The organism is Acidocella sp. MX-AZ03, from assembly GCF_027626035.1.
GTDB lineage: Bacteria > Pseudomonadota > Alphaproteobacteria > Acetobacterales > Acetobacteraceae > Acidocella > Acidocella facilis.
Genome location: NZ_CP110774.1, coordinates 3,686,552 through 3,711,151, shown reverse-complemented (window position 1 = coordinate 3,711,151; position 24,600 = coordinate 3,686,552). Strand labels below are relative to the sequence as shown.

The following is a 24,600-nucleotide window of genomic DNA, read 5'->3' as shown; positions in this document are numbered from 1 at the left end:
GGCTTTTGTGCCAAAATCGCACAGACCAGACGGTTGACGCGGTTACGACCGGCCCGCCACTTATTCACGAGTCGATTAGTTTTGGGGTCCGCCTTGCCTGTGGAAATGCTGCGCGAATTGCCGCTGGATCAGATCTTGCTCGGTGATGCCGGGACGATGTTGCGCATGCTGCCGGATGCGTCGATCAACTGCGTCTTCGCCGATCCGCCTTATAACTTGCAGCTGCGCGGCGAATTGCGCCGTCCGGATGACAGTCTGGTGGACGGGGTGGATGACGATTGGGATAAATTTACCGATTTCGCCGCCTATGACGCCTTCACCCGGGACTGGCTCTCCGAATGCCACCGTGTGCTGAACAAGGACGGGACGATCTGGGTGATCGGCTCCTATCATAATATCTTCCGCATCGGGGCGATGATGCAGGATCTGGGGTTCTGGATCCTCAACGACGTGATCTGGCGCAAGACCAACCCGATGCCGAATTTCCGCGGCCGGCGCTTCACCAACGCCCATGAAACCATGATCTGGGCGGCGCGCAGCCAGCAGAGCCGGTATAAGTTCAATTACCAGTCGATGAAGGCGCTGAACGACGATCTGCAGATGCGCTCGGACTGGACGCTGCCGCTCTGCACCGGGAATGAGCGGCTGAAGAATAATCACGGGCTGAAGCTGCACCCGACCCAGAAGCCCGAGGCGCTGCTGCACCGCGTCATCATGGCCTCGACCAGCCCGGGGGATGTGATTGTCGACCCGTTCCTGGGCACCGGCACCACGGCGGCGGTGGCCAAGCGGCTGCACCGGCATTTCATCGGCATTGAGCGGCATCCGGCCTATGTGGAGGCGGCCTGGGGGCGGCTGGCGGCGGAGGCCCCGGCCTCGCGCATGGCGGTGGTGGCCCCGCCTCCGGCCGCGCGGCGCCGCGAATCGCCTTTGGCAGCTTCGTGGAGCGCGGCATCATCCGCACCGGGACCAAGGTGATGGACAAGCAGCGCCGGGTGGAGGCGGAGGTGACGGCCGAGGGCGGGCTGGTGAGCGGGGGCATCGCGGCTCGATCCATCAGGTCGGCGCGGCGGTGCAGAACGCGCCCTCCTGCAATGGCTGGACCTTCTGGCATTTCGAGCGCGACGGGCAGCTTCTGCCGCTGGATGCGCTGCGCAAGGAAAGCCCCGAGGCGTAATCTGTTCCCGAAATGTTCCACGTGGAACATGAATTTTAACATCGCGTTAGATATAATCGCGCCGGCTATATTTCAGGGTTGTATTTCAGGGTCAAGCCAGGCGGGCGCGGCGGCGCTATGCTCTTTGCAGTGTTCAAAGAGGAAGCCATGCCCGAATTTCTGAAATTCTATATCGACGGCGCCTGGGTTGACCCGGTGGCGGCCAAGCGGATTGCGGTGATCGACCCCTCCACGGAAGAGGTGTTCACCGAGATTTCCGGCGGCGCCGAGGCGGATGTGAACAAGGCGGTGGCGGCGGCGAAGAGGGCCTTCAAGGGCTTCTCGCATAGCACCGTGAAGGAGCGGCTGGAGCTGCTGGAGAGCTGCCTCGCGGTCTATAATAAGCGCTTCGAGGATATCGCGCAGGCTTGTGCGCGGGAGATGGGGGCGCCGATCGGCTTTGCCAGGGAGGCGCAGGCCTGGGTGGGGCAGCAGCATTTCATGGCCACCATCGAGCGCTTCAAGAGCTTCGCCTTCACCGAAAAGCGCGGCAGCACGCTGGTGGTGAAGGAGCCGATCGGGGTGTGCGGGTTGATCACGCCCTGGAACTGGCCGCTGAACCAGATTGTCTGCAAGGTGGCGCCGGCCTTGGCGACGGGCTGCACCATGGTGCTGAAGCCCTCCGAGATTGCCCCGGTGAATGCGCTGATCTTCGCCGAGGTGATGCATGAGGCCGGGGTGCCGGCCGGCGTGTTCAATCTGGTGAACGGCACCGGGCCGGAGGTGGGCCAGGTGCTGGCGGCGCATCCGGATGTGGACATGATGAGCTTTACCGGCTCGACCCGGGCGGGGACCATCGTGGCGCGGGAAGCCGCGGCGACGGTGAAGCGCGTCTGCCAGGAGCTGGGGGGCAAGTCCGCCAATATCCTGCTGGAGGATGTGGATCTGGACAGCGCGGTGCGCCAGGGCATCGGCGCCTGCTTCATCAATACCGGGCAGAGCTGCGACGCGGCGACCCGCATGCTGGTGCCAGCCCACCTGCATGACGAGGCGGTGCGGATCGCGGTGGATGAGGCGAACAAGCAGACCCCCGGCCCGGCCTTTGCCGAGGGCACGGTGCTGGGGCCGCTGGTGAGCCAGATGCAGTGGGACAAGGTGCAAAGGCTGATCCAGGCCGGAATCGATGACGGGGCGACGCTCGCCTGCGGCGGGCTGGGCAAGCCGGACGGGCTGGAGCGGGGCTATTTCGTGAAGCCGACGGTGTTCGCCAATGTGAAGCCGGGCATGACCATCGAGAAGGAGGAGATTTTCGGGCCGGTGCTCTCGATCATTCCCTATGAGGGGCTAGAGCAGGCCATCGAGATCGCCAATGACACGGTGTATGGTCTGGCGGCCTATGTGCAGGGCAAGGATATGGACAAGGTGCGCCATGTGGCGGCGGAAATGCGGGCGGGGTCGGTTTATCTGAACTACCCGGATTCGGATTTTTGCTCGTCGTTCGGCGGGTATAAGCAGAGCGGCAATGGGCGCGAATATGCCGATTGGGCGATGCATGATTTCTTGGAGATCAAGAGCGTGTTGGGGTACGGGGGTAGGACGCAAACTGCGCTGGCTCAGAAAACTGAGCCAGCGTTATTTATTTTAGAGGCATCTGATGAAATGCGAGTTATCAACGAACAATTCCATCATATTCCCTGCAATTCAAAAGTTATTCCGAGGCTAGACAACTTATCTCTGATGAGATCTCTAAAATCTGCACTCGCGCTAACCTGCAAATTTTTCCTCTGTACCCCAAAGACTCAGGAAGCAATTTGTTCAAAGTTTTGATAAACCCCTTGCCATAAATATTATTCCAATTCAGCGTTTGATCGTCGCCCCACAATTCTTGCGTAGTAGGCCCACCTCCGTCGCGCCAAAATTTTTGAATTGCCTCTCGTCGTTTCTCACGAAACTTGGTTTTCAACTCTTCCAGCGTCTCGGAAAATGCTTTCTCAACAAGCTCTTCTGCTTTTTGCTTTGAAATTTCATAAACTTTAGCAACTTGCTCAATCGAACAATGATACGTTTCGACATCGCATAAAGGCGGAGAAAATATCGTCATATCTCTGCTAATGTAATCGGCTCCCCACTTCAGAACTTCCGCTTCAGTTAAAAAATCGCGGTCACGATGAATAACAATTTTTGGTGACTGAGGAAGTAAATCACACATCGCTTTTATTGCGACTGCAGAACCTGCGTTGTTAATGCCGTTATAGGAAATGACCTTCACCCTGTCGGAAAGCAATAATTGATTGATTGCGCTTTCAATAACACCCTTTCCTCTATCTTCTGTACAAATAATACACTCAGCTCCCTTTGAATCGAGCTGGTCGAGGGCACCCAAATCCATTAACAGTTTGCTGAAAAACTCCTGGCGGCCGGGATTATGATGTGATTCACTTTGGCTGGCAGGTTTTGTGAGGCGTGGGGTGCGGGGTTCTTTTCGAGATCAGGGCGGGATGTTTTCGTATGTTTCACCAGAAACACGGGTTCCGGCGACCCATCCGTTGCGAGCGATCCGTGCTTTGGTGCGGGATGTTCTGCATGAGATGAGCCGCAGCTTTGCCTGGCTGTATTCCAGGGAAGGCCGGCCCTCGGTGCCGCCTGAACAATTGCTGAGCGCGCTGCTGATCCAGGTGCTGTACGGGATTCGCTCGGAACGGCAGTTGATGGAGCAACTGGATTATAATCTCCTGTACCGCTGGTTTGTGGGCTTATCCCCGGATGATCCGGTCTGGAACCCGACCACGTTTAGCAAGAACCGCGAGCGCCTGCAGAACGGCGATATATTCCAGAAATTCATGAGCCGGCTGCTGAACCACCCGCGGGTGACGCCGCTACTATCGGATGAGCATTTCTCGGTGGACGGCACGCTGATCGAGGCGTGGGCGTCGCAGAAGAGCTTCCGGCCGAAGGATGGCAGCGACGATGATGGTTCGGATTTCCACGGTCAGAAGCGTAAGAACGATACCCATGCCAGCACCACCGACCCGGAAAGCCGGCTGTACCGCAAGGCCGCTGGGCGGGAGGCAAAGCTTTCGTATATGGGGCACGCGCTGATGGACAACCGGCACGGCTTGGCGGTGGGTGGCCGAGTGACCCAGGCCACAGGCACGGCTGAGCGTGAAGCCTCGGAAGCGATGTTGAAAGCCAAAGCCAAGTCGGCCGCCGGGCGGATCACCGTAGGCGAAGACAAGGCTTACGATACCGCCGATCATGTCGCCAATCTGCGCGACGCCGGCGTGACACCGCATGTCACACAAAACAACGGTGAGACCAAAACCGGCAGGCACCGCCGCAGCGCGATTGACGGACGCACCACGCGCCATCCCGGTTATGCGATGTCGCAGACCCGCCGGGCGATGATCGAGTGCATATTCGGCTGGGGCAAGCAGCACGGCACGATGCGCAAGACCAAGCTGCGCGGCGTTGCGCGGGTCGCCGGCACCTTCATGCTCAACCTGATCGCCTATAATCTGGTACGCATTCCAAAAATGGTGGCAATATAAGGGACGAGTCTGTCCGCTGGACGAAAAAAGTCCAGAAACCGGCAAGAAACTTCAATCACTTGAACCAAAATCCAGGCCCCAAAGCTAAATCAGAAAAAATAAAACCAAGTTTCGGGGTTTTTCAGCAAACTGTTAGGATCGTTGCAAGATCTCGGCAGTCCTCAGATTCAACAAGCCCATCTTTCATCCAAATTATCTTTGCATTCGTATCGGCAGAAGCCAGCAAATGCCGACTGTGCGTCGACACAACAATGGTCGCACCATAATCATTTGAAATTTTGTTAAACGCTTTTGACAAAAGTGACTGGCGCGATGGATGCAAGTGGCTGTCGGGTTCATCGATCAGCAGTAGCGTAGGCTCAAAAAGAGCAACATACGATACGATCTGTAAAATTTGTAGGACACCGGTACCCGCTAGATCCAGGGGCACAAACTTTGATGAATCTAGTGATACTTCAACTTTCAAATAAGTGTCGACGAGTTGGTCGTGATTCAGCCTGATATTAAAGTTACCAACCAAATCAGCCATTAGATCTTCAACTTTAGTTAAAAGATCACGCTCCTGAAGCAGGCGAATCACGTTTCGAAAAACTAGATTTGCATCTCCACCGGCAACTTTTTGAAAAACACTAGCATAGCTCTTGTACTCTTCTCTATGAGGTATACCTGAAATACCCGGAACATACACCGAAAAAAGTTTTTTCGGATCAACAACTATCTGACCGAAATTTGGATAGACTCCTGTTCGATCGACGCCAACACTTCCATAGTTTCTTCCTTTGTATATCTCTATTTTATAACTTGCAGTCGTTTCATCTGACGTAGTGCCAAAGAACTCAACCCGTCCCCTTGAGCCCAGTTTACTGTTTTCATAGGGAGCAAAGTGTCCGAGCGACGTAAATTCTGAGGTGGGGGAGTATCTGACCTCTGACTCGGGAATTACAGCCTCCCCTCGCTGGACTGATAATTTTGCGCATGAGACCGCCATATGAACGGCCTGCAACACGCTACTTTTTCCCGCGTTATTGCCGCCAACCAAGTAATTAACCGCACCCAACGCTAATTCGACACTATCGATTTTTTTGAAGTTGCTAATTTTTATACGTTCGATCTTCATGTCAAAAGCCACCTAGAGTTTAGTTAACTTTTGTTTAAATATAACAGAAGTCAAGATTGTCTCATTTTTTTTTTGGGAATATTGCCCCCCACCCCCAACCCGGCCTAACCTCCCCCTCAGGAGAAACGCCCACCACGGCCCTATTGGGGTGGCGGGAGGAGGCGCAGAAAAATGGGGTTGGGTGCGGGTGGGGTGCCGCGGGTGGCGTTGTGTGCCACGGCGGGGCTATTGCCGTTATTGCAGGATTTGGGAACGGATGCGGACCGGGTGTTCGGGCCGGCCGGGGTGGATGCGTCTGGCTTGCGGGCGGATAGCGAGGGGGGGCTCGCTTTGTCCTCTTATGTCGAGGTGATGGAGCGCGCCGCGCTGCTGTCCGGCCGGGCGGATTTCGGGCTGCTTTATGGGCGGGATTTTCCGGCCTCCAGCCATGGGCTGGTGGGGGATCTGGCGTTGGCCGCCCCAGCATCGGCACGGCGTTGCGGCAGTTGACGGATCTGTTTCCCCTGCACCAGCAGGCCAGCGAGGCGCGGCTGGTGGCGGAAGGCGGGTTGCTGCGGCTGGAATACCGGATTGTCGATTGGCGGATTTTCGAGCGCCGGCAGGATGCGGAGCTGACCATCGCGATGTTCCAGAACATCCTGCGCACCGCCTATGGGCCGGGGTTCCGGGCGGAGGAGGTGCAGTTTGAGCACCCGGCCCCGGGCGATGCGCGGGCGCATGAGGCGGTGTTCGGGGCGCCGGTGTTTTTCGGGCAGCGCACGAATGCGATTATTTTCCGCCCTGGCGATTTGACGCGCCGGATGCCCGGCGCGGATGCCGGGCGGTTCGCGGCCTTGGCGGCACAGGTTTATCAGCGCCGGCTGCCGGGCAAGATCGTACCGCTGGAGGCCAGGGTGCGGGCGGAAATCCGCTCGCGCCTGCCCGAGGGGGCGCCGCCGGTGGCGGAGGTGGCGCAGGCTTTGGGGCTGGCGCGCTGGACCTTGCAGCGCCGGCTGGCGGAGAACGGGCTGACCTACGCGCAGGCGGTGCAGGATGTGCGCCGGGCGCTGGCGGCGAGCTATCTGGGCCAGGCGCATCTGCCGATCTCGGGCGTGGCGCAGCTGCTGGGCTATGCCGAGCTGAGCCCGTTCTCGCGCGCCTGCAAGCGCTGGTTTGGCGCCGCGCCGGAGCGGATCCGGGCGCGGACGCTGCAGGCGTGAGACGGCTCAGGGCTGGGCGGCGGTGATCTCCAGCTCGTCATAGCGCTTGAATTTATAGACCAGGGTGGAGACGACCCAGCTCAGGATGAAAATCCCGATGATGATATAGCCGATGGCGCCGAACTGGTCGTTAAGGGCGCTGACATGGTCCCAGAACCAGCCGCCGAGGGCGAATTCCGAGGCGATGAGCCCCAGCCCCTCGATGCCGCCAATGACCAGCGCCACCAGGGCGGAGACCAAGGTGATGGTGAGGTTGTAATAGAGCTTGCGCACCGGCTTGACGAAGGCCCAACCATAGGCGCCGAGCATCAGGATGCCGTCGGTGGTGTCGATGAGCGACATGCCGGCGGCGAAGAGCAGCGGGAAGGTGAGCAGCGGCCAGAGCGACATGCCGTGCAGCGCCTGGGTGGAGGCGATGCCGAGGAGGGTGACCTCGGTGGCGGTGTCAAACCCCAGCCCGAACAGGACACCCAACGCCAGCATGTGCCAGCTGCGACTCACCAGCCGGAAGAGCGGCTGGAACAGCCGGGCCAGCAGGCCGCGCTTGTTCAGCAGCAGGTCGAAATCCTCCTCCACATAGGCGCCGCCGCGCTGGACATGGCGGAAGCTGCGATAGACGGCGAAGGCGATGAGCAGGTTCATCAACGCGATCAGCAGCAGGAAGAGGGTGGAGACCAGCGTGCCGATGGTGCCGGCGATTTCGTTGTAATTATTGAAGCTGTCGGCAAGAGTGACGGTCATTGCCGCGATGACGACGACGCCGATGAGCAGCACCGCGGAATGGCCGATGGAGAAGAAGAAGCCGACGCCGACCGGGCGTTGGCCCTGCTGCATCAGCTTGCGGGTGACATTGTCGATGGCGGCGATGTGGTCGGCATCGACCGCGTGGCGCAGCCCGAAGATGTAGGCCAGCAGAGCGGTGCCGAGCAGCACCGGGTGGTGGCGGAAAGAGAGCAGCGCCCAGAGCCAGGCGCCGATATTGAAGGCGAAGAGGAAGAGATAGATCCCGATCACCTTGGCGCGCAGGCCGGCGCCGGGGGCGCGTAAAGACAGCATGGTTTGCCTCGTTCAACAGCGTTGCCACCGCGAACAAGGCGGGCCCGGCAAAAGACCCACCCACCAGGACACCCCGCCCGATGCGTTCACGCTGACGCTCTCGATGGCAGGTCTCCTGGCTCACGCGTCTCTGCCGGATGCGCCGCCTTCCCGGTTTCCCAGTGGCATGTGGCGCGCGGCTCTGCGCTTACAGTTGCGGGGACAGCCGGGGATTTGCACCCGCGTTCCCTTTTCATCCTCCGGGGAGGAACCATCGGCGCCAGGGTAACGCGGTTGCGGCGGGGTGGGAAGGTGGAGGCTCAGCCGGGGGCGATTTCGATGAGATGGCCGTCCGGGTCGCGCTGCAAGGCGGGGTGCGGGCCTTTGAAGACCAGCCGGTCGGCGGCGAGGTCCGGCGGGTGCGGCGGCGCGTAGGGGGCGGTGTGGCTGTAGGCGAGCAGCTCCACTCCCGGCCCTCGGCGCCGCGCAAGGTGAGGATGCGCGCGCTGGCGCCGGGCACGCCATCCAGCCGCGCCTGCTCGGGGCCCTGGTTGAGCTGTTCGGCCTGGAGATGCAGGCCGAGCGCGGCATAGACAGGCAGGGACGCATCCGGGCGGGTGGCGACGATGCCGGAATGGTCATAGCCGGGCGGGGCGTCGCGTTGCAGATATTCCAGAGGATGCCCGTCCGGGTCGCGGAATTTCCAGGCGGTCACGCCGCCGGACTCGGGCGGCAGCCGCACCGGGCCGCCGTGCGAGATGGGTTGCGCGCCGGCGGCCAAAGCGCGGGGGGCGGCGGCATGGATATCGGGCGTGAGCAGCGCGATATGCTGAAACAGGCTGGCATTGCCGGGAGCGTTGGCCGGGTAGGCCGCGCCGACCGGCAGGCATGCGGTGAGATCCAGCGTCTGCGCGCCCAGGCGCAGGCGCTGGCGGCGCAGCGCCGAAACACCGAGCAGGTTGGCCAGCGGCACATCCGCCTCGGCGCCGCCTTGCGGTTCAAAGCCCAGCGCGATGTAGAAAGCGGTGAGCCGGTCGAGATCCGAGACATTGCGGGCGACGCGCAGCAGGCTCATGCGGCGCCTCTGCTGTTGGTGTGGAGGGCGAGCAGCCTGGTACCGGCGCAGATGAACAGGCGCGAGAGATGCCGGCCGCCAAAGCAGAGATTGGAGACGGTGTCGCCGATGACGATCTTGCCCAGCATCTCGCCTTCGGGCGAGAGGCAATGCACGCCATCGCCCGCACTGCACCAGAGATTGCCATCGACATCGCATTTGATGCCATCCGCATAGCCGGGGCTGATCCGTGCGAAGATGCGGCCATTGGAAAGCTTGCCGTCCTGCACATCGAAGACGCGGATATGGCGGTCTGTATGCGGGTCGAACTGGTCGCCGGTTTCGGTGACGTAGAGGCGGGTTTCGTCCGGCGAAAAGGCGAGGCCGTTGGGGCCGGTGAAATCGTCCGAGGCGATGCTGAGCGTGCCGTTCGCATCCAGCCGGTAGAGAGCTGGTGGACGTTCGGGGCCTGCTTGCCGCCTTCGTAATCGGTCATGATGCCATAGACGGGATCGCTGAACCAGATCGCGCCGGTGCCGCGCTGGATGGTGACATCGTTCGGGGCATTCAGCCTTTTGCCGTCATATTCATCGGCAAGGATGCTGGCGCGGCCATCAAGCTCGCGCCTTGTGATGGCGCGGCGATGATGCAGGCAGGAGATCAGCCGCCCTTCATTGTCGCGCGCATGGCCGTTGGCGAAATCCGATGGGGATTGGTAGGTGGTGACGACATTCTCGCACCAGCGCAGCACGCGGTTATTGGGAATATCGGAAAACAGCAGCAACTCCTGATCCGCGAACCAGACCGGGCCTTCGAGCCAGCGGCAGCCATCCGCCAAGGTTTCGAGCTGGGCGTTGCCGAGGGTGAGATGGTTGAAGCGCGGATCCTGGATGTCGTACAGGCTCACTTGAAGTGCCCCGGTTGTTTTTGCGGCTTGGCGTCGATCTGCACGCACATCAGCACGCAGGGCACATCGCCGATGGTGCCGGAGCGGTGGCCGCGCTTGCCGTTCGAGTCCCGGCAATTCTGGTCTTCGCCGAACTGCACATCGCCGGGGCCGAATTCGCGGCGCGTGCCGTCCATCGCCTCCACCCACCAGCGCCCGGAGATCGGCACGATCCATTGCGGCTTGGGATTTTCATGCCATTCGCCGACCCAGCCGACCGGCTGTTCGGTGAAGACGATGGCGCTCTGGCCGGTGAAGAGCTTGTTGTTCCATTGCGGGTCGGCACCGCCGACGCCTTCGAAGCTGAAATTCTCCAGCACGGCCTGGGAGAAATGGCTGATGCCATCTACATCCGTCCAGAGATGCCAATAGGGAACATGCGGCATGGTCGCTCCTTTCAGGGGGATGGCGGCGCGCTATAGGGCGCATTGGAAAGCGGGTGGGTCACGACAGCGCCCAGCCCTACCGGACCGGCGCTGATCACCAGCAGGCCCAGCCCGCCGGCGAGGCAAAGATTCTTGAAGAAATCCAGAAATGCTGGCGGCCATCGCCGGCATCGCGCCAGAAATGCGGATATTTCCAGAAGGGATGGAAGAGGATGGCGGTGACGACGCAGAAGCCGGCCAGGATGAAGGCGGCGAGACGGTCATGCCAGCCAAAGACGATGCAGAGCGGGGTGAGGGCCTCGATGGCGATGGCAACCACCATCAGCGCCTCGGGAAAGGGCAAGGGCTCGGTTTCCTCCTGCGCCATCGCCTCCCGCCAATGCACGATCTTATCGTAGGCGGAGAGCGGAAACATGCAGACCAGCAGCACCCTGGCGAGGATGTCGGGGGCGGTGTGGAGCAGGAAATTCATGCCAGACGCGCCTCGACATGGGCGGCGACGCGCAGCGCGTTGGCGATGATGGTCAAAGTCGGGTTCACCGCGCCGATGGAAGGAAAGAAGCTGGCATCGGTGACGTAGAGATTATCCAGCTCATGCGCCTTGCAATTGATGTCCAGCACGGCGCTGGCGGGATCGGTGCCGAAGCGCATGGTGCCGGCCTGATGCGAAGTCGCCTCCAGCCCCATCGGCAGCGAGAAATAGGCCAGACGCTCCGACCCCCATTTATAGCTCTTGCTCAAGACCCGCTTTAATTCCTGGCGCAGGCGGCGATGTTCGTTGGCGTTGGTTTCGGTGAAATCCAGCTGCACCTTGCCGTCTTTGTAGGCGATGCGGTTTTCCGGCTTCGGAATATCTTCGCTGGAGAGCCAGAAATCGATGGCGTGGCGGGCCATCATGTCGAAGGGCAGTTTCGGCAGCCAATGCAGCCAGGAGGGCACGGCCTCGCCGAGAATCTGCCCGGTATGCACCTTCGCGCACATCTGCACCAGCCCGAGCGGTGATGGCGTCTCCGGCGTGCCGAAATAGAAATCCGACAGGCCCAATGTTTTCTGGAACACATCGTCATTCGGGGTGCGCATCAGCGCCATCAGGATCGACTGATTATGGCGCATATAATTGCGGCCGACCTGATCCGAGCGGTTGGCGAGGCCATTGGGATGCGCATCGCTGAAGGAGCGCAGGAACAACAGCGCGGAGGAGAGCGCGCCGCAGGCGACGACGACGATATCCGCGCTGAGCCGAGAGGTCTCGCCATCCTGCTCGACCTCGATTGTGCTGATGGCGCGGCCATTCGCGCTGGCGTGCAGGCGCTTTACGTAGGTATTGGTGCGCAGCTCCAGATTCGGGAATTTCGCCAGCGCCGGGTCGACGCATATCACCTGCGCATCCGCCTTGCCGTTGAGCAGGCAGGGAAAGCCATCGAAGGCATCGCAGCGTATGCACACGCTCTCAGGCGTGGGCTTGCCATGCGCCTCGGTCAGCTTGATGCCCAGCGGCATATGGAACGGATGCAGATTCTGCCTGGAGAGACGCGCGGCGAGGTCGCCGATCACCGGCTCGTGCGAGACCGGCGGGTGCGGAAAGGCGCCACGCGGCGGCTCGGTCGGGTCTTCGCCGGCCTGGCCATGGATGCTGAACAGCGCCTCCGCCTCGTCATACCAAGGGGCGAAATCCTGGTAGCTCAGCGGCCAGGCGGGGGATGGGCCGTCCTCATGCGCGAGCAGGCCGAAATCGCGCTCGCGCAGGCGGAACAGAGCCGCGCCATAGACCTTGGAATTGCCGCCGACGAAATAATGCAGGCCGGGATGGAAGATTTTCCCGTCCTTATCCCGCCAATCCTCCCGCGCCTGGTAGGCGCCTTGCATGAACACGGTTTTCGCATCCCAGTTGGCGCGCGCGCGCGGCAGATAATCGCCGCGCTCCAGCATCAGGATTTTCTTGCCGGTGCGCGCCAGACGCTGCGCGAAACTGGCGCCACCTGGGCCGCTGCCAATGACGATGACATCGTAATGCTCAGCCATATCAGACCGCCTCCGAGGATGTCACCGGCGCCGCCGCGCCATCGCCGTCGGCGCGTTTGGCCGCCGGGCCGTTGGCGCGGGTGAGGTTGTAGGCGGAGTTGATCAGGCCGATATGCGAGAAAGCCTGCGGGAAATTGCCGACCTGCCGCTTCGCCCTGGCGTCATACTCCTCCGCCAGCAAGCCGAGATCGTTGCGCAGGGACAGGAGTTTTTCAAACAATTCCTCCGCCTCCTGGAAGCGGCCGAGCAGCACGTAATTATCAACGAGCCAGAAGCTGCAGGCGAGGAACGCGCCTTCATTGCCGGAGAGCCCGTCCGTCCCGGCCTCGGTGCGGTAGCGCAGCACGAAACCTTCGCTGAGCAAATCTTCCTCGATCGCCTTCACCGTGCCGGCGACACGCGGATCATCCGCCGGCAGGAAGCCGGTGAGCGCGATCAGCAGCAAGGAGGCATCAACCTCCTTCGCGCCGTAATATTGCACGAAGCAATTACGGGATTTATCGAAGCCTTTGGCACAGACCTCCTCGTGAATCGCCTTTCGGATGCGCCGCCATTCGCCGACCGGCCCTTCATGGCCATAGTCCTCGACCAGGCGCACCGCGCGGTCGAACGCCACCCAGGCCATCACCTTGGAATGGGTGAAATGCCTTCGCCCGCCGCGCATTTCCCAGATGCCATCATCCGGCTGGTCCCAGATCTTCGCCAGCCGCTCCAGCAATTCCAGAACGAGATTCCATACGCCCTCTTCCTGCGGCAGATTCTGCTTGCGGGCGAAATAGAGCGCGTCCAGCACCTCGCCATAGATATCGAGCTGCACCTGGCCGGAGGCGGCATTGCCGATGCGCACCGGCTTGGAGTTTTCATAGCCGGGGAGCCAGTCCAGCTCATATTCATCGAGCCGGCGCGCGCCATCCAGCCGGTACATGATCTGCAATTGCTCGGCACTGCCGGCGATGGCGCGCGAGAGCCAATGGCGCCAGCGCTTCGCCTCCTCCACATAATTGGATTCGAGCAAGGCGTAGAGGGTCAGCGTCGCATCGCGCAGCCAGCAGAAGCGGTAATCCCAGTTGCGCTCGCCGCCGAGCTGCTCGGGCAGCGAGGTGGTGACGGCCGCGACGATCCCACCGGTTTCGAAATGCGCCAGCGATTTCAGCGTGATCAGCGAGCGCTGCACTTCATCGCTATATTTGCCCGCACCGGGGAAGCGCGCCGCCCATCCGGTCCAGAAATCCTCTGTCTCCGCCAGCGCCGCCTGCAAATCAACCGGCGGCGGTTCGTCGCGGTAGGAGAGCGTCCAGCCCAGAGCGAAATCCATGATCTCGCCTTGTTTGACGGTGAAATGCAGCTGGTCACGAATGGCGCCGTCGGCCGGGCGGATGCTCGATTGCAGCACCAGCTGGTCCGGCCCGACGACGAATTTCAGCCGCCCATCCCCCAGCTGCGTCACCCAGGGGATGGAGGCGCCGTAATCGAAACGCACGCACAAAGCGGCATTCATTTCGATTGTGCCGGAAATCCCCTCCACCCGCCGGCAGAGATAAGAACGCCCTTCCTCACGCGCCATGAAATCGATGAGCTTGGCGCTGCCGCCATCGGTTTCATAGAACGTCTCCAGGATCAGCGTCTTGCCCCGGTAGGCGCGGTGCGAGCGGTGCGCGCCGCTGGGGGCGATGCGCCAACGGCCATTGCTTTCATCGCCGAGCAGAGCCGCGAAACAGGCCGCGCTGTCGAAGCGCGGCATGCACAGCCAGTCCACCGAGCCGTCGCGGCAGACCAAAGCCGCCGTCTCGCCATTGCCGATAACGGCATAATCCTCGATTTTCGCCGCCATGATGTTATCCCCGTGCGCGAAGCCGGGATACAGCGTCATGCCGCCATCGACGAACAAAGTGGCGCCGGTGACGTAGTCGGACTCATCCGAAAGCAGCCAGGTGACAGCGCGGGAAATATCGTCCGGCTCGCCGATGCGGTTATAGGGCACCAGCTTCATCAGATTATCGTAGGCCTCCTGCGTCGCCCAGGCATCATGGTTGATCGGCGTGCGGATCGCCCCCGGCGCCACCGCATTCACCCGCACCCGCATCGGCGCCACTTCCTGGGCGATGCTGCGCATCATCATGTTGATGCCGCCTTTCGAGGCCGCGTAATTCACGTGGCCGGCCCAGGGAATTTGCTGATGCACCGAGCTCATGCAGACGATCTTGCCCAGCGCCGCCGAGACCTCCGGCTGCGGGCCGCGGCGTTTATATTCGCGCACCGCCGCGCGCACGGTGAGGAACTGGCCGGTGAGGTTGACGCCGATCACCGCGTTCCACTGTTCCAGCGTCATGTCCAGCAAAGCCGCGTCGCGCTGGATGCCGGCATTGCTCAGCACCGCGTGCAGCGTGCCATATTCCTTCACCCCGGCGGCGAACAGCGCCTCCACATCCTCTTCCTTGGAGACATCCGCCTGCACGGTGATGGCGCGCCTTCCCAGCGCTTCGATCTCATGCGCCAGCTCGTCAGCCGCCTCCGGGCTGCCATTATAATCGATCACCAGATCCGCCCCGGCGCGGGCCATGCCGAGGGCCGAGGCACGGCCAAGGCCGGAGCTGGCGCCCGTCACCAGGGCCTTGTGGCCGACCATCGTCTGCGCGTAGGGACGTTTGGCCAGCTGATCCACAATCTGGCGTTGATCGTCGGGCATGATGTGCTCCTTTTTGGACAATGCTGAAAAAGAGGTGGGGCGGTTACAGGCGGGATCAACGCAAAAGCCCCGGCTGTAACCCAACGGAAACATGTAAACCCTGTCAGCTTATGGACATGCGGCGGTCCTCCGCAGAGGGGCCCGGGTTTGACAAGCCGCCCCCTTCTGCCGGTAGGATCGCCGCAAATTCATGACGCGGAGCGTTTTTATGAGCCATAATATGCAGTTCTTCATCGATGGGGCGTGGGTGGACCCGATCACCCCGCAGGCGATCGAGGTGATCGACCCCTCGACCGAAGAGGCCTTCACCACCATTTCCGGCGGCTCCGCTGGCGATGTGGACAAGGCGGTGGCGGCGGCGAAGGCGGCCTTCGAGAGCTTCTCGCGCACCAGCCCGAGGGAGCGGCTGCAGCTGCTGGAGTCGGTGCTGGCGGAATATGACAAGCGCTATGAGGATATCGCCCAGGCCTGCAGCCAGGAGATGGGCGCCCCGCTGGCCTTCGCCCGCGACGCGCAGGCCTGGATCGGCCAGGCGCATCTGCGCGAGATCGTGCGGGTGATGAAAGAGTATAAATTCGCCTGGATGGAAGGCGACATGCAGATCGTCAAAGAGCCGATCGGCGTGGTGGGGATGATCACCCCGTGGAACTGGCCGCTGAACCAGATCACCTGCAAGGTCGGCCCGGCGCTGGCGGCGGGCTGCACCATGGTGCTGAAGCCTTCCGAGGTGGCGCCGCTCACCGGCATCATCTTCGCCGAGGTGATGGAAAAAGCCGGCGTGCCCAAGGGCGTGTTCAACCTGGTGAATGGCGATGGCGCCAGCGTCGGCGCGGCGCTCTCCGCGCATCCGGATGTGGATATGATGAGCTTCACCGGCTCCACCCGGGCGGGCATTCTCGTCGCCAAGGCGGCGGCGGACACGGTGAAGCGCGTGCACCAGGAGTTGGGCGGCAAATCCCCCAATATCCTGCTGCCGGAGGCGGATTTCGCCAAGGCGGTGCCGCAGGGTGTGGCCAATCTATTCTCCAATAGCGGCCAGAGCTGCAACGCGCCCTCGCGCATGCTGGTGCCGCGCGCCCGCCATGAGGAGGTGGTGGAGCTGGCCCGGGCCGCCGCGGCGAATTTCGTGGTGGGCGATCCGCGCTCGGAGAACTCCAATCTCGGCCCGGTGGTGAGCAAGATCCAGTTCGATAAGATCCAGGGGCTGATCGAGGCGGGGATCGCCGAGGGGGCGACGCTGGTGGCCGGCGGGCCAGGCCGGCCGGAGGGGCTGAGCCGGGGCTATTATGTGCGCCCGACCGTGTTCGCCGGGGTGACGCCGGAGATGCGCATCGCCCGGGAAGAGATTTTCGGGCCGGTGCTCGCGATCATGCCCTATGACAGCGAGGAAGCCGCGATCGCCGAGGCGAACAACACGGTGTACGGGCTGGCCGCCTATATCCAGTCCGAGGATCTGGCCAAGGCACGGGCGGTGGCGAGCCGGATGCGCGCCGGGACGGTCTATATCAACGCCCCGCCGACGAAGATTTCCGCCCCCTTCGGCGGCTTCAAGCAATCCGGCAATGGCCGCGAATGGTCGCATTGGGGGCTGGATGAGTTCCTGGAGATCAAAGGCGTGGTTGGGTACGGGGCCTGAGGGGAGCTATCGATGAAGCTCGACGCCACCACCATCGCCACGCTGGAGGGCATTTCCACTGCCACCCTGACCACGGTGCTGCTGAAGAAAGGGCTGCGCAATGTCTGGCTGCGCGGCACAAAGCCGCTGAAGGCGGGGCAGACGCGCCTGGTCGGCCCAGCCTTCACCCTGCGCTTCGTGCCGGCGCGTGAGGATCTGGCCACCCCGGCCTCCTGGGCCTCGCCGATCTCCACCCGTGCCGCCATCGAGGCGATGCCGGAGGGCTGCATCGCCGTCGTCGATGCGATGGGCGTCACCGATGCCGGGATTTTCGGTGACATACTCTGCCGGCGCATGCGCCTGCGCGGTGTCGCCGCGCTGGTGACGGACGGGGTGGTGCGCGATGCCGCCGGGGTGCTGGCGAGCGAGCTGCCGGTCTGGTGCGCCGGCATCGCCGCCCCGCCTTCCGTCGCCGGGCTTACCTTCGTCGGCTGGCAGGAGCCGGTGGGCTGCGGCGGCGTCGCGGTGTTCCCGAACGACGTCATCGTCGTGGACGATGACGGCGCGGTGGTGATCCCGCAGGCGCTGCTGGCGGAGGTGGTCGCCATCGCCGTCGAGCAGGAGCGCCAGGAAAGCTGGATCTATGCCCAGATCGAGGCCGGGGCGGCGCTGCCCGGGCTGTACCCGCCGAACGAGGAAAACAAGGCGCGCTATGAGGCGTTCAAGGCGGCGCAGGGGACGTAAAGCCAGCCCAGCACTGCCGGCGAGGGCGCAGGACGCCGCGCCGGCAGCCCTACATGACAAGTAGGCCATACAAGTAGGCCATCCGGCCTCCTCCCATATCGCCCGAAAACGCCAAGAAGCCGCCTGCGGTTTTCCACCCGCCGCGAAAATGTCCGAATTTTTTTCAGGCCTCCTGAAAAAAATCCCTCACCGCCCCTGGCGCGGCCAAAAAACATATCGTTTTCAAACAGATAAAGCATGCGGGCCGGGGCGCTCCCGGTCCCGTTCCGGGCCTTGTTTGTCCCGGGTCTTCACCGCCCCTCCACAGCCTTATCCACAATGTTATCCCGGACGCTGTGGATAAATCATTGCCATTCCTTAAGACTTTCTCGGTAGGGTTGATGTAGGCGGTCTCACTTTAAAAAATTAACTAAAAACTTAGACTTGCATGTCTATATTTTTTTGCATACCCGTAAAGCACGGATTTGCAGTTTCGATAAAGAACCTATATCGTTACCAAAACATAATGGCTGCTGGCAAAAGCTGCCAGACTATGAGCCGGACCGAGAAGGACAAGGAAAGATGGCACGCAGACCCAGCTATGAGCGGCGGCCGACTCAAAAGGAGCGCCGGGATATTGTCGAACAGGCCCCCACCGTTCGGGACGTGATCGAAGCGTTCGGCGGGGTGAAGGATGTGGCGGATACGGTGGGCATCGCGCATCCGTCGGTCTGCCAATGGGTGCGTGAAAACCGCATTCCGCCAGGCCGGGTGAGCGAGCTGGCGAAACATTACCGCGTCACCCGCACCGCCTTGTCGCGTTTCGTGGCGTTGCGCTGAGGGGTTAAGAGACCCGCCAAAAGCTGCTTTTGGGGGATTCGACCGCACCCTGCTGCCTTGCCAAAGCGGCTTAATCCTCGGTCACGCGCCGCCGGCCCGGCACGGTGATCTCGCCGCTGCCCGGTTTGGGCGGTTGCGGGCGCTCACCGCCGCGCGCCCGCCAGGCCTGCAGGCGCCAGACATAGGCCAGCACCTCGGCGCAGGCGCGGTAGAGGGCCACCGGCACATGCTCGTCCGGCTCCACATAGCGATAGACCGCGCGCGCCAGCGGCGGGGCCTCCACCAGCGGGATGCCGAAGGCGCGGGCCCGGGAGATGATCTCCTCCGCCTGCAGCCCGCGCCTTTCGCCAGCAGCAAGGGCGCGCGGTCCGCGCCCTTCCGGTAGCGTATGGCGCAGGCATAATGGGTCGGGTTGGTGACGATGACGCTGGCCTCGGGGATGCGCTGCATCTGCCGGGCCCGGGCCATCTTGCGGGCGAGCCGGCGCTGCTGGGATTTCACATGCGGATTGCCGGCGACATCCTTCATCTCCTCACGCATCTCGCTGTCGGACATGCGCAGGCTGCGCCGGTGCAGCCAGATCTGTAAGGCCAGATCCCCCGCCCCAGCACCAGCACCGCCAGGCCGGAGGCGCCCAGCACCTGCAGCACCAGCAGCAGCACGGTCTCAGGGTCCGGCCGCAGCGGCCCGGCGAGGCCCGCGAATTCGTCGTGATGCAGCAGGATCATCAGCCCCCCTGCCCCGCCGATCACCGCGACTTTCAGCAGATTCTTGGCGTTCTCGATCAAGCCGGTGGTGGAGAAGATCTGCGAGAGGCCGCGATCGGGCATCAGCGCCGCGAAATCCGGCATCAGCGGGTTGAGGGTGAAGACGAAGCCGCCGGAGGCGAAGCTGGCCGCCACCGCCAGCAAAGCCAGCAACAGCAGCAGCGGCGCGATATCGTGCAGCATCGCCGCTTCCCAGCCGCTGGCCGCACCCAGCGATGCGGTGCCGGCCTGGGCCAGGCAGCCCGCCATGTCCGCCGCCAGCCGCCCGCCCAAGCCCCCCGCGGCGGTGAGCCCGGCGATGATGATGGCGATGATGATGGCGGCGCGCGGGAAATCCTGCGAGCGGCGGATATTGCCCTTCTCCTGCGCCTGGGCGAGGCGGCGCGCGGTGGGGGCATGTTTCTTGTCTTCCGCGCCGCCCTCAGCCATGGATCAGCCCGCCGAGAGTCTGCATCCCGGCCTGCAGCATGAAGCGCAGCGCGTGGCCGATATAGAACACCGATTCCGTCATCACCCAGAGCCCGCCCAGGATCAGCAGCGGAAAACCGATGGAAAGCAGATTGAGCTGCGGCGCGAACACGGTGGTGAGGCCAATGGTGAGATTGATGCAGAGTGCCACGGCGATCACCGGCAGCGACAGCGCCACCGCGCTGCCGATCAGCATATTGCCGAGCTGCGCATAACCGCCCCAGACGCCGAGATTGGGCAGGCCAACCCCGTGATCGAAGGAATTGAACAGCGCGCTGAACAGCCATTCCACCCCGCCCGCCGCCATGAAGCCGACCAGCCCGGCCCAGCTCATGATGTCATAGAGCACCGGGGTGTCGCCGCTGGCGCCCAGCATCTGCAATTCCGCGAAGCTGAGGCTCATCGACAGCCCGGCGATCTCGCCGACACTGGCGATGGCCTGGACGATCAGCTGCATCACCATGCCGATGGCCGCCCCGAAAGCGATCTGGGTGAGGCCGAGGCCGATCGCGGTGAACGGGTCCGCCGGGTAGGGCGGCAGATGCGGCAGCCAGCCGGCCATGGCCAGGGCGAAGGCGGCAGCGATGATCGCCTTCACCATCGCCGGCATCATCGCCGAGCTGAGCAGCGGGGCGGTGAGCATCAGCCCGGTCAGGCGCAGGAAGGGCCAGAGGAACTGGCCCAGCCACTGCATCACCAGCGCCTGGCTCAGCGCCATCTCAGCCCCAGCTCAGCCGCACCAGCTGCGGCGCATGCGCGATCCAGCTGGTGGCGAAGCGCTCCAGCAGCGGCAATATGCCGAAGGCGCCGGTGAGGCTGAGCCCAATCATCGCCAGCAGCTTGGGCATCAGCGAAAGTGTGGCATCCTCAAGCTGGGTCGCGGCCTGCAGATACCCGATGACAAAGCCCATCGCCAGGATGATGCCGATCACCGGCAGCAGCACCATCAGCTCGGTGGCCAGCGCCTGGTGCAGCAGGCGCAGATAAAGCGGCGCCATCAATGGCCCGGCACCGCGAAACTGTTGGCCAGCGTGCCGAGGATCAGCACCCAGCCATGGATGGAGACGAACATCAGCAGCTTCAGCGGCAGCGAGATCAGCGTCGGCGAGACCATGATCATGCCGAGCGACATCAGCACCGAGGCGACGGCGAGGTCGATCAGCACGAAGGGGATATAGATCAGAAAGCCGATCTGAAACGCCGTCTCCAGCTCCGAGGTGGCGAAGGCCGGGACCAGCACGGTGAAGGGCACGGATTGCGGGCTGGCATAATGGTTGCCGGAGAGATCGACGAAGAGATGCAGCGGCTCGGCGCGGGTCTGGCCGAGCATGAAGGCCTGCAAGGGCGGCTGCGCCGCCTGCACCGCCTGCTCGAAGGTGAGTTTGCCGTCCAGATAGGGCTGCAGGGCGTCCGTTTGTTCCTGCTGGATCACCCCGCGCATCACGAACACGGTGAGCGCCAGAGAGAGCGCGATCAGCACCATGTTCGGCGGCGTGGTCTGCAGCCCCAGCGCCTGGCGCAGGATGGAGAGCACGATGATGATGCGGGTGAAGGCGGTCATCAGCAGAATGATGCCGGGCAGGAAGGCGAGCGCGGTGATGACCAGCAGCGCCTGAATGTCGAGCGAGTAGGTGGCACCCTGCTTGCCATTGACCGACTGCACCAAGGCCAGGCCGGAGGCCGGGCTGGCGGCCGGGCTGGCGGCCGGGCTGGCGGCCGACGTGGCAGCATGGGCGAGGGCGACGCCGCCAATGGCCAGCAGCATGAGCCCGGCGAGGAGCGGCTTAAGCCTCATCATCGTCTCGATCATCTGGCCGATCCAGCCGGCCGATGCGCGTCACCCCGTCCCGGCCGATGCCGATGAGAAAACGCTGCCCCTCGATCTCCGCCACCGCCAGCATATTGCGCCCGCCCAGCGACCGCACATGGCTGAGATTGATCTTCTGCGCGGCACTTGCACGCTGGCCGAAGCGCCCGCGCTGCAAGGCCCGCGCCACCCACCAGGCCAGGCCCAGCAGCGCGAAGATCACCAGCAGCGAGGTGAGCGAGGAGGCCCAGAGCGAGGCAGGCGGCATCAAAGACTAATCCTGCACCACGAGATTGGTGATGAAGGCGGCGGTGAAGGGGGCGGTTTGCGCGTAATGGCGGCTCTGCAGCGCGGCATTCACCACCTCCAGGCTCTGCTGCTCGATCTGCTGGCGCACCGCCGGGTCGCTCAGCGTTTTCGCCGATTGGCGCATCAGGATGCCGATGAGCTGGGAACGGATGATCGGCTCGATGGTGGAGAAATTCGCCAGCTGGTCTTCCTTGCCGGTCTGGAATTGCAGCGTCACATCGACGAAATCCGCCGGCGGGTCGCCCGCCTGGTCGGGAATGCTGACGACGAGATCCGCCAGCTGCGCGAAGAAAATCGGGGAGGGTTTGGCGGGCCTGGCGGCTTGCTTGCCGGGCTTGGCGGTCAGGGTCAGGTAGGCATAGGCGCCGCCACCGCCCAGCGCCAGCAGCACGACCGCGCCGAGCGCGATGAAGACCGCCTTTTTCATGCCCCCACCGCCGTCATCAGCGAGGAGAACATGCTGCGGGCGACGCTGATCACCTGCGCCGAGGCCTGGTAGGCCTGCTCGTAATTGCTCAGCAGCACCGCCTGCTGGTCGGAATTCACCCCGCTCTGCGTCTGCAGATTGGCGGTGGCGCTGGTGACGAGATCGGCATTGTCAGTGGCGCTGGTCTGCGCCGCCTGGGCGCCGACGCCGAGATTGGCGCTCAGATCGACCACGCTCTGCTCCAGCGTGCCGGAGGATGTGGTGCCGGCGGCGGTGAAGAGGGCGGCCATGCGGGTGGCGTTGGAGCCGCTCTGGGCGCCGCCCGGGGTCAGGCTCAGCGTGTCGCCGGCGGCGGGGGTGCCGGTGATCGGCAATTGCCAGTAGCTGCCCGCGGCGGCGCTGTTCGACGGATAGGCCACGGCGATGCTGCCCCCCGCCGTGCTGGAGAAGCTGCCGGAGGCGATCACGGTATTCGGCGCGCTGGCGGTGGCGATGCTGTAGGCGGTGGGCGAGGTGAAGGTGACGATGAGGCTCTGCCCGTAATCCGCCGCCGGCACGAGGGCGGCGTTGCTGTTGGGCGTGGTCACCACCGTATCGGTGCCCGGGGTGATGCTGCCGGCATTGTTGTCGACGATGGCGCCGCTGGCTTGCAGCGTGCCCGCACTGGCCACGTATGGGTCGGCGGCGGCGATGTCCTGCGGGGTGGTGGCGGTTACCGCGATGGCGCTGGCGGCATCCGGGGCGGGGTTCAGCGTCCAGCTATCGCCGGTGGCGGGGGTGCCGGTGACCGCCAGCGTCATGCCCGCCACGCTGGGCGGGGTGCCGGTGACGCTGAGGCTCTGGCCGGTGGCCTGGTTCACCGCGCTCCAGCCGCTGCTGCTATAGGTGAGGGTGAAGGGGCCGCCATTGGTGGGCAAGGCGGCGGCGTTCAGCGCGCTGACACTCACCGTGGCGGCGCCGCTATTGCTTTGCGATACGGTGGCGGTGGCGGCCGGCACGCTGAACAAAGCCCCGCCCTGGGCGCCGCTGCTGGTCAGCCCTTGCGCCTGGGCGGTGTTCATGGCGCTGGCGAACACCGTGGCCAGCGCGTTCAGCCCCTGTTGCGCCTGGGCACCGGCCTGGTAGCTGTAAAGCGCGCCGCCGATCGCGCCATCCTCCTCGCCGGCGGTGAGGGTGGTGCCGTCATTGCCGACCAGCACGGTCGGCCCGCCTTTCGCCGTGGTGCCAACGCTCAAGGTTTTCGCCCCGGCCTGGGTGAGCAGCATGGTGCCGCCGGCACTCACCACCACCCCGCCATCCGCCTGCGCGGTGACGGTGACGCCGACCAGGCTGGAAAGCGAATTCAACGCCGCCTGCTGCTGGTCGAGCAGGCTGGAATCATTCGGCGCGCCCTGCAGGGATTTATTGATCGCGGCGAGCTGGGTGAGCAGCCCGTTGGCGCTGGTGACATCGGTGCTCAGCGTCGCGCTCGACTGCGCCATCACGCTCTGGATCGAGCCGCCGGCACTCTGGAAGGCGCTGGTGACACCGCCCGCGGCCGAGAGCACGGTGGCGGCCTGGGCATCGCTGGTCGGCTCCGAGGCCAAGGTGGAGAGATCGCCGAACAAGGTGCTCATCGCGCTCTGCACATTGCCATTGCCGGTGAGCGCGTTGGAGAGCGCGGTGAGCTGGGTGGAGAGCAGGCTGGAGGCGCCGGCGCCGGTATTGGCGGTGCGCAGCTGCTGGGCGGCGAAGGCGCTGCTGGCGCGCGTCACGTTGGGGGCGAGCACGCCCGCCCCGGCCTGGCCGGCACCGGCCGTGGCCTCGGCGGCGCTGACACTCTCCACCGCATAGCCGGCGGTGCTGGCATTGGTGAGGTTGTTGGAGACCGTCTCGATCCCGGCCTCGAACAAAGCCAGCCCGGAGGCGGCGGTGGACAAAGCGCTGCTGATGCCGCTCATGGGGAGGCTACCTTCTGCGTTGCGGTGACGCCCAGCGCATCAAGCACCTGCGCCATCATCGGGGATTGGGAAATGCTGACGATTTTCGCCGCGTAATGGCTGTCGGTCGCGTAGCCGCCCTGCTGCAGGGCGGTGGCGAAGCCATCCACGCTGTCCTGCCCGGCCGCGCCGGGAAACACATCCTGCACGCGGCGGACATAATCCTGCACGCTGGCGCTGGGCGTGGCGTAATCCTTGAAGGCGGCGCTGGTTTGGGTCAGCACGCCATCCACCATCTCGCTGGTGGCCCGGGTGGTGGCTTCATCGCCCGGGGCGGCTTTCATGCCGAAGAGATTATGGCCGGGGGCAGCCGCGCCCCAGCCGGTTTCCAGCGCCGCCTGCGCGAGAATGCCGACCGGCGGCACCCCCAGAGTCTGCGCCGCCTGCTCCACCGCCGGCCAGATCTGCTTGGCGAAGCTCTTGGCCTGGCCGATGAGATCGGAGGCCGCGCCAGACTCGGCCTCCGCCTGCGGGGCCGCCAGCGGGCTTTCGCTGACCGGCGCCATGCTTGCCCCC

The 24,600-nt window shown here is 63.5% G+C and carries 21 protein-coding genes, 4 pseudogenes and 1 riboswitch; of the genes and pseudogenes, 7 read left to right on the top strand and 18 right to left on the bottom strand.

Features of this window, described 5'->3' with window-relative positions; all coding sequences use genetic code 11:
- Positions 1–105: 105 nt before the first annotated feature.
- Together GT370_RS20485 and GT370_RS20480 are read left to right on the top strand one after the other, a co-directional pair.
- Positions 106–1,177, top strand: a pseudogene (locus tag GT370_RS20485) (site-specific DNA-methyltransferase).
- Positions 1,178–1,324: 147 nt separating this feature from the next.
- Positions 1,325–2,983: an aldehyde dehydrogenase family protein gene (locus tag GT370_RS20480; RefSeq protein ID WP_333489985.1), complete on the top strand. Its 1,659-nt coding sequence runs from the start codon at positions 1,325–1,327 to the stop codon at positions 2,981–2,983.
- Here the strand turns inward: GT370_RS20480 and GT370_RS20475 are convergent.
- Positions 2,865–3,545, bottom strand: a complete 681-nt coding sequence (locus GT370_RS20475) for a hypothetical protein (RefSeq protein ID WP_270183688.1) — start codon at positions 3,543–3,545, stop codon at positions 2,865–2,867. The two genes, GT370_RS20480 and GT370_RS20475, sit on opposite strands and share 119 nt — an antisense overlap.
- Before the next feature lie 79 nt (positions 3,546–3,624).
- Here GT370_RS20475 and GT370_RS20470 point away from each other — a divergent pair, with 79 nt between their 5' ends.
- The gene (locus GT370_RS20470; RefSeq protein WP_083878918.1) at positions 3,625–4,704 is read left to right on the top strand and encodes an IS5 family transposase; all 1,080 of its coding nucleotides are present in this window, start codon (positions 3,625–3,627) and stop codon (positions 4,702–4,704) included.
- A gap of 121 nt (positions 4,705–4,825) precedes the next feature.
- Here GT370_RS20470 and GT370_RS20465 read toward each other — a convergent pair whose 3' ends face one another.
- Positions 4,826–5,821, bottom strand: a complete 996-nt coding sequence (locus tag GT370_RS20465; RefSeq protein WP_008495597.1) for an ATP-dependent nuclease — start codon at positions 5,819–5,821, stop codon at positions 4,826–4,828.
- Between the two features lie 171 nt (positions 5,822–5,992).
- Here GT370_RS20465 and qhpR point away from each other — a divergent pair.
- Positions 5,993–7,020, top strand: a pseudogene (qhpR, locus tag GT370_RS20455) (AraC-like transcriptional regulator QhpR).
- A 6-nt stretch (positions 7,021–7,026) separates the two neighbouring features.
- Here qhpR and GT370_RS20450 read toward each other — a convergent pair.
- From GT370_RS20450 to GT370_RS20420, 8 genes and pseudogenes are all read right to left on the bottom strand, one after another.
- Positions 7,027–8,076 carry a HoxN/HupN/NixA family nickel/cobalt transporter gene (locus GT370_RS20450; protein WP_008495595.1) on the bottom strand — a complete coding sequence of 350 codons (1,050 nt, stop codon included), beginning with the start codon at positions 8,074–8,076 and terminating at the stop codon, positions 7,027–7,029.
- Between the two features lie 88 nt (positions 8,077–8,164).
- Positions 8,165–8,346, bottom strand: a riboswitch (cobalamin riboswitch).
- Positions 8,309–9,130 carry a VOC family protein gene (locus GT370_RS20445; protein WP_270183685.1) on the bottom strand — a complete coding sequence of 274 codons (822 nt, stop codon included), beginning with the start codon at positions 9,128–9,130 and terminating at the stop codon, positions 8,309–8,311. (Overlaps the previous riboswitch by 38 nt.)
- A complete protein-coding gene (locus tag GT370_RS20440; RefSeq protein WP_270184442.1) occupies positions 9,127–9,525 on the bottom strand; it encodes an SMP-30/gluconolactonase/LRE family protein in 399 nt (132 codons plus the stop codon). Before GT370_RS20440 ends, GT370_RS20445 begins: the two co-directional genes overlap by 4 nt.
- Positions 9,526–9,665: 140 nt before the next feature.
- Positions 9,666–10,016, bottom strand: a pseudogene (locus GT370_RS21795) (SMP-30/gluconolactonase/LRE family protein); the annotation flags it as partial.
- Positions 10,013–10,441 carry a hypothetical protein gene (locus tag GT370_RS20435; protein WP_008495591.1) on the bottom strand — a complete coding sequence of 143 codons (429 nt, stop codon included), beginning with the start codon at positions 10,439–10,441 and terminating at the stop codon, positions 10,013–10,015. The gene GT370_RS20435 and the pseudogene GT370_RS21795, both read right to left, overlap by 4 nt.
- A gap of 94 nt (positions 10,442–10,535) precedes the next feature.
- On the bottom strand, positions 10,536–10,913 hold the full coding sequence (locus GT370_RS20430; protein WP_270183684.1) for a DoxX family protein: 378 nt from the start codon (positions 10,911–10,913) through the stop codon (positions 10,536–10,538).
- The gene (locus GT370_RS20425) at positions 10,910–12,463 is read right to left on the bottom strand and encodes a GMC oxidoreductase (RefSeq protein ID WP_008495589.1); all 1,554 of its coding nucleotides are present in this window, start codon (positions 12,461–12,463) and stop codon (positions 10,910–10,912) included. The genes GT370_RS20430 and GT370_RS20425 overlap by 4 nt, the downstream gene beginning before the upstream one ends.
- A gap of 1 nt (position 12,464) precedes the next feature.
- Entirely contained in the window at positions 12,465–15,149 is a 2,685-nt protein-coding gene (locus tag GT370_RS20420) for an SDR family oxidoreductase (protein WP_270183683.1), read from the bottom strand.
- Between the two features lie 208 nt (positions 15,150–15,357).
- Here GT370_RS20420 and GT370_RS20415 point away from each other — a divergent pair, with 208 nt between their 5' ends.
- From GT370_RS20415 to GT370_RS20405, 3 genes are all read left to right on the top strand, one after another.
- Positions 15,358–16,785: an aldehyde dehydrogenase family protein gene (locus GT370_RS20415; RefSeq protein WP_008495586.1), complete on the top strand. Its 1,428-nt coding sequence runs from the start codon at positions 15,358–15,360 to the stop codon at positions 16,783–16,785.
- Positions 16,786–16,797: 12 nt separating this feature from the next.
- Complete coding sequence (locus GT370_RS20410; protein ID WP_008495585.1) at positions 16,798–17,508, top strand: ribonuclease activity regulator RraA; 711 nt, start codon at positions 16,798–16,800, stop codon at positions 17,506–17,508.
- A gap of 561 nt (positions 17,509–18,069) precedes the next feature.
- A complete protein-coding gene (locus GT370_RS20405) occupies positions 18,070–18,327 on the top strand; it encodes a Cro/CI family transcriptional regulator (protein WP_008495584.1) in 258 nt (85 codons plus the stop codon).
- A gap of 70 nt (positions 18,328–18,397) precedes the next feature.
- Here the strand turns inward: GT370_RS20405 and GT370_RS20400 are convergent.
- The 8 genes and pseudogenes from GT370_RS20400 to GT370_RS20365 form a co-directional block, all read right to left on the bottom strand.
- Positions 18,398–19,523, bottom strand: a pseudogene (locus GT370_RS20400) (EscU/YscU/HrcU family type III secretion system export apparatus switch protein).
- On the bottom strand, positions 19,516–20,280 hold the full coding sequence (locus tag GT370_RS20395; protein ID WP_008495581.1) for a flagellar biosynthetic protein FliR: 765 nt from the start codon (positions 20,278–20,280) through the stop codon (positions 19,516–19,518). Before GT370_RS20395 ends, GT370_RS20400 begins: the two are co-directional and overlap by 8 nt.
- A 1-nt stretch (position 20,281) precedes the next feature.
- Positions 20,282–20,560 (bottom strand): flagellar biosynthetic protein FliQ, encoded by a 279-nt coding sequence (locus GT370_RS20390; RefSeq protein ID WP_008495580.1) that lies wholly within the window; start codon positions 20,558–20,560, stop codon positions 20,282–20,284.
- Positions 20,560–21,372, bottom strand: coding sequence for a flagellar type III secretion system pore protein FliP (gene fliP / locus GT370_RS20385; RefSeq protein WP_270183682.1), 813 nt, complete (start codon positions 21,370–21,372; stop codon positions 20,560–20,562). Before fliP ends, GT370_RS20390 begins: the two co-directional genes overlap by 1 nt.
- On the bottom strand, positions 21,347–21,637 hold the full coding sequence (locus GT370_RS20380; RefSeq protein ID WP_008495578.1) for a flagellar biosynthetic protein FliO: 291 nt from the start codon (positions 21,635–21,637) through the stop codon (positions 21,347–21,349). The genes fliP and GT370_RS20380 overlap by 26 nt, the downstream gene beginning before the upstream one ends.
- Positions 21,638–21,643: 6 nt before the next feature.
- Positions 21,644–22,105: a flagellar basal body-associated FliL family protein gene (locus tag GT370_RS20375; RefSeq protein ID WP_008495577.1), complete on the bottom strand. Its 462-nt coding sequence runs from the start codon at positions 22,103–22,105 to the stop codon at positions 21,644–21,646.
- On the bottom strand, positions 22,102–24,045 hold the full coding sequence (locus tag GT370_RS20370) for a FlgK family flagellar hook-associated protein (protein WP_008495576.1): 1,944 nt from the start codon (positions 24,043–24,045) through the stop codon (positions 22,102–22,104). Before GT370_RS20370 ends, GT370_RS20375 begins: the two co-directional genes overlap by 4 nt.
- A complete protein-coding gene (locus GT370_RS20365) occupies positions 24,042–24,590 on the bottom strand; it encodes a glycoside hydrolase family 73 protein (protein WP_270183681.1) in 549 nt (182 codons plus the stop codon). Before GT370_RS20365 ends, GT370_RS20370 begins: the two co-directional genes overlap by 4 nt.
- Positions 24,591–24,600: the final 10 nt, after the last annotated feature.

Bases quoted from the DNA above. Each gene is read 5' to 3' on its own strand.
- GT370_RS20480 (WP_333489985.1), top strand. From the start codon at position 1,325: ATGCCCGAATTTCTGAAATTCTATATCGACGGCGCCTGGGTTGACCCG.
- GT370_RS20475 (WP_270183688.1), bottom strand. From the start codon at position 3,545: ATGGATTTGGGTGCCCTCGACCAGCTCGATTCAAAGGGAGCTGAGTGT.
- GT370_RS20465 (WP_008495597.1), bottom strand. From the start codon at position 5,821: ATGAAGATCGAACGTATAAAAATTAGCAACTTCAAAAAAATCGATAGT.
- GT370_RS20450 (WP_008495595.1), bottom strand. From the start codon at position 8,076: ATGCTGTCTTTACGCGCCCCCGGCGCCGGCCTGCGCGCCAAGGTGATC.
- GT370_RS20445 (WP_270183685.1), bottom strand. From the start codon at position 9,130: ATGAGCCTGCTGCGCGTCGCCCGCAATGTCTCGGATCTCGACCGGCTC.
- GT370_RS20435 (WP_008495591.1), bottom strand. From the start codon at position 10,441: ATGCCGCATGTTCCCTATTGGCATCTCTGGACGGATGTAGATGGCATC.
- GT370_RS20430 (WP_270183684.1), bottom strand. From the start codon at position 10,913: ATGAATTTCCTGCTCCACACCGCCCCCGACATCCTCGCCAGGGTGCTG.
- GT370_RS20425 (WP_008495589.1), bottom strand. From the start codon at position 12,463: ATGGCTGAGCATTACGATGTCATCGTCATTGGCAGCGGCCCAGGTGGC.
- GT370_RS20420 (WP_270183683.1), bottom strand. From the start codon at position 15,149: ATGCCCGACGATCAACGCCAGATTGTGGATCAGCTGGCCAAACGTCCC.
- GT370_RS20415 (WP_008495586.1), top strand. From the start codon at position 15,358: ATGAGCCATAATATGCAGTTCTTCATCGATGGGGCGTGGGTGGACCCG.
- GT370_RS20410 (WP_008495585.1), top strand. From the start codon at position 16,798: ATGAAGCTCGACGCCACCACCATCGCCACGCTGGAGGGCATTTCCACT.
- GT370_RS20405 (WP_008495584.1), top strand. From the start codon at position 18,070: ATGGCACGCAGACCCAGCTATGAGCGGCGGCCGACTCAAAAGGAGCGC.
- GT370_RS20395 (WP_008495581.1), bottom strand. From the start codon at position 20,280: ATGGCGCTGAGCCAGGCGCTGGTGATGCAGTGGCTGGGCCAGTTCCTC.
- GT370_RS20390 (WP_008495580.1), bottom strand. From the start codon at position 20,560: ATGGCGCCGCTTTATCTGCGCCTGCTGCACCAGGCGCTGGCCACCGAG.
- fliP (WP_270183682.1), bottom strand. From the start codon at position 21,372: ATGATCGAGACGATGATGAGGCTTAAGCCGCTCCTCGCCGGGCTCATG.
- GT370_RS20380 (WP_008495578.1), bottom strand. From the start codon at position 21,637: ATGCCGCCTGCCTCGCTCTGGGCCTCCTCGCTCACCTCGCTGCTGGTG.
- GT370_RS20375 (WP_008495577.1), bottom strand. From the start codon at position 22,105: ATGAAAAAGGCGGTCTTCATCGCGCTCGGCGCGGTCGTGCTGCTGGCG.
- GT370_RS20370 (WP_008495576.1), bottom strand. From the start codon at position 24,045: ATGAGCGGCATCAGCAGCGCTTTGTCCACCGCCGCCTCCGGGCTGGCT.
- GT370_RS20365 (WP_270183681.1), bottom strand. From the start codon at position 24,590: ATGGCGCCGGTCAGCGAAAGCCCGCTGGCGGCCCCGCAGGCGGAGGCC.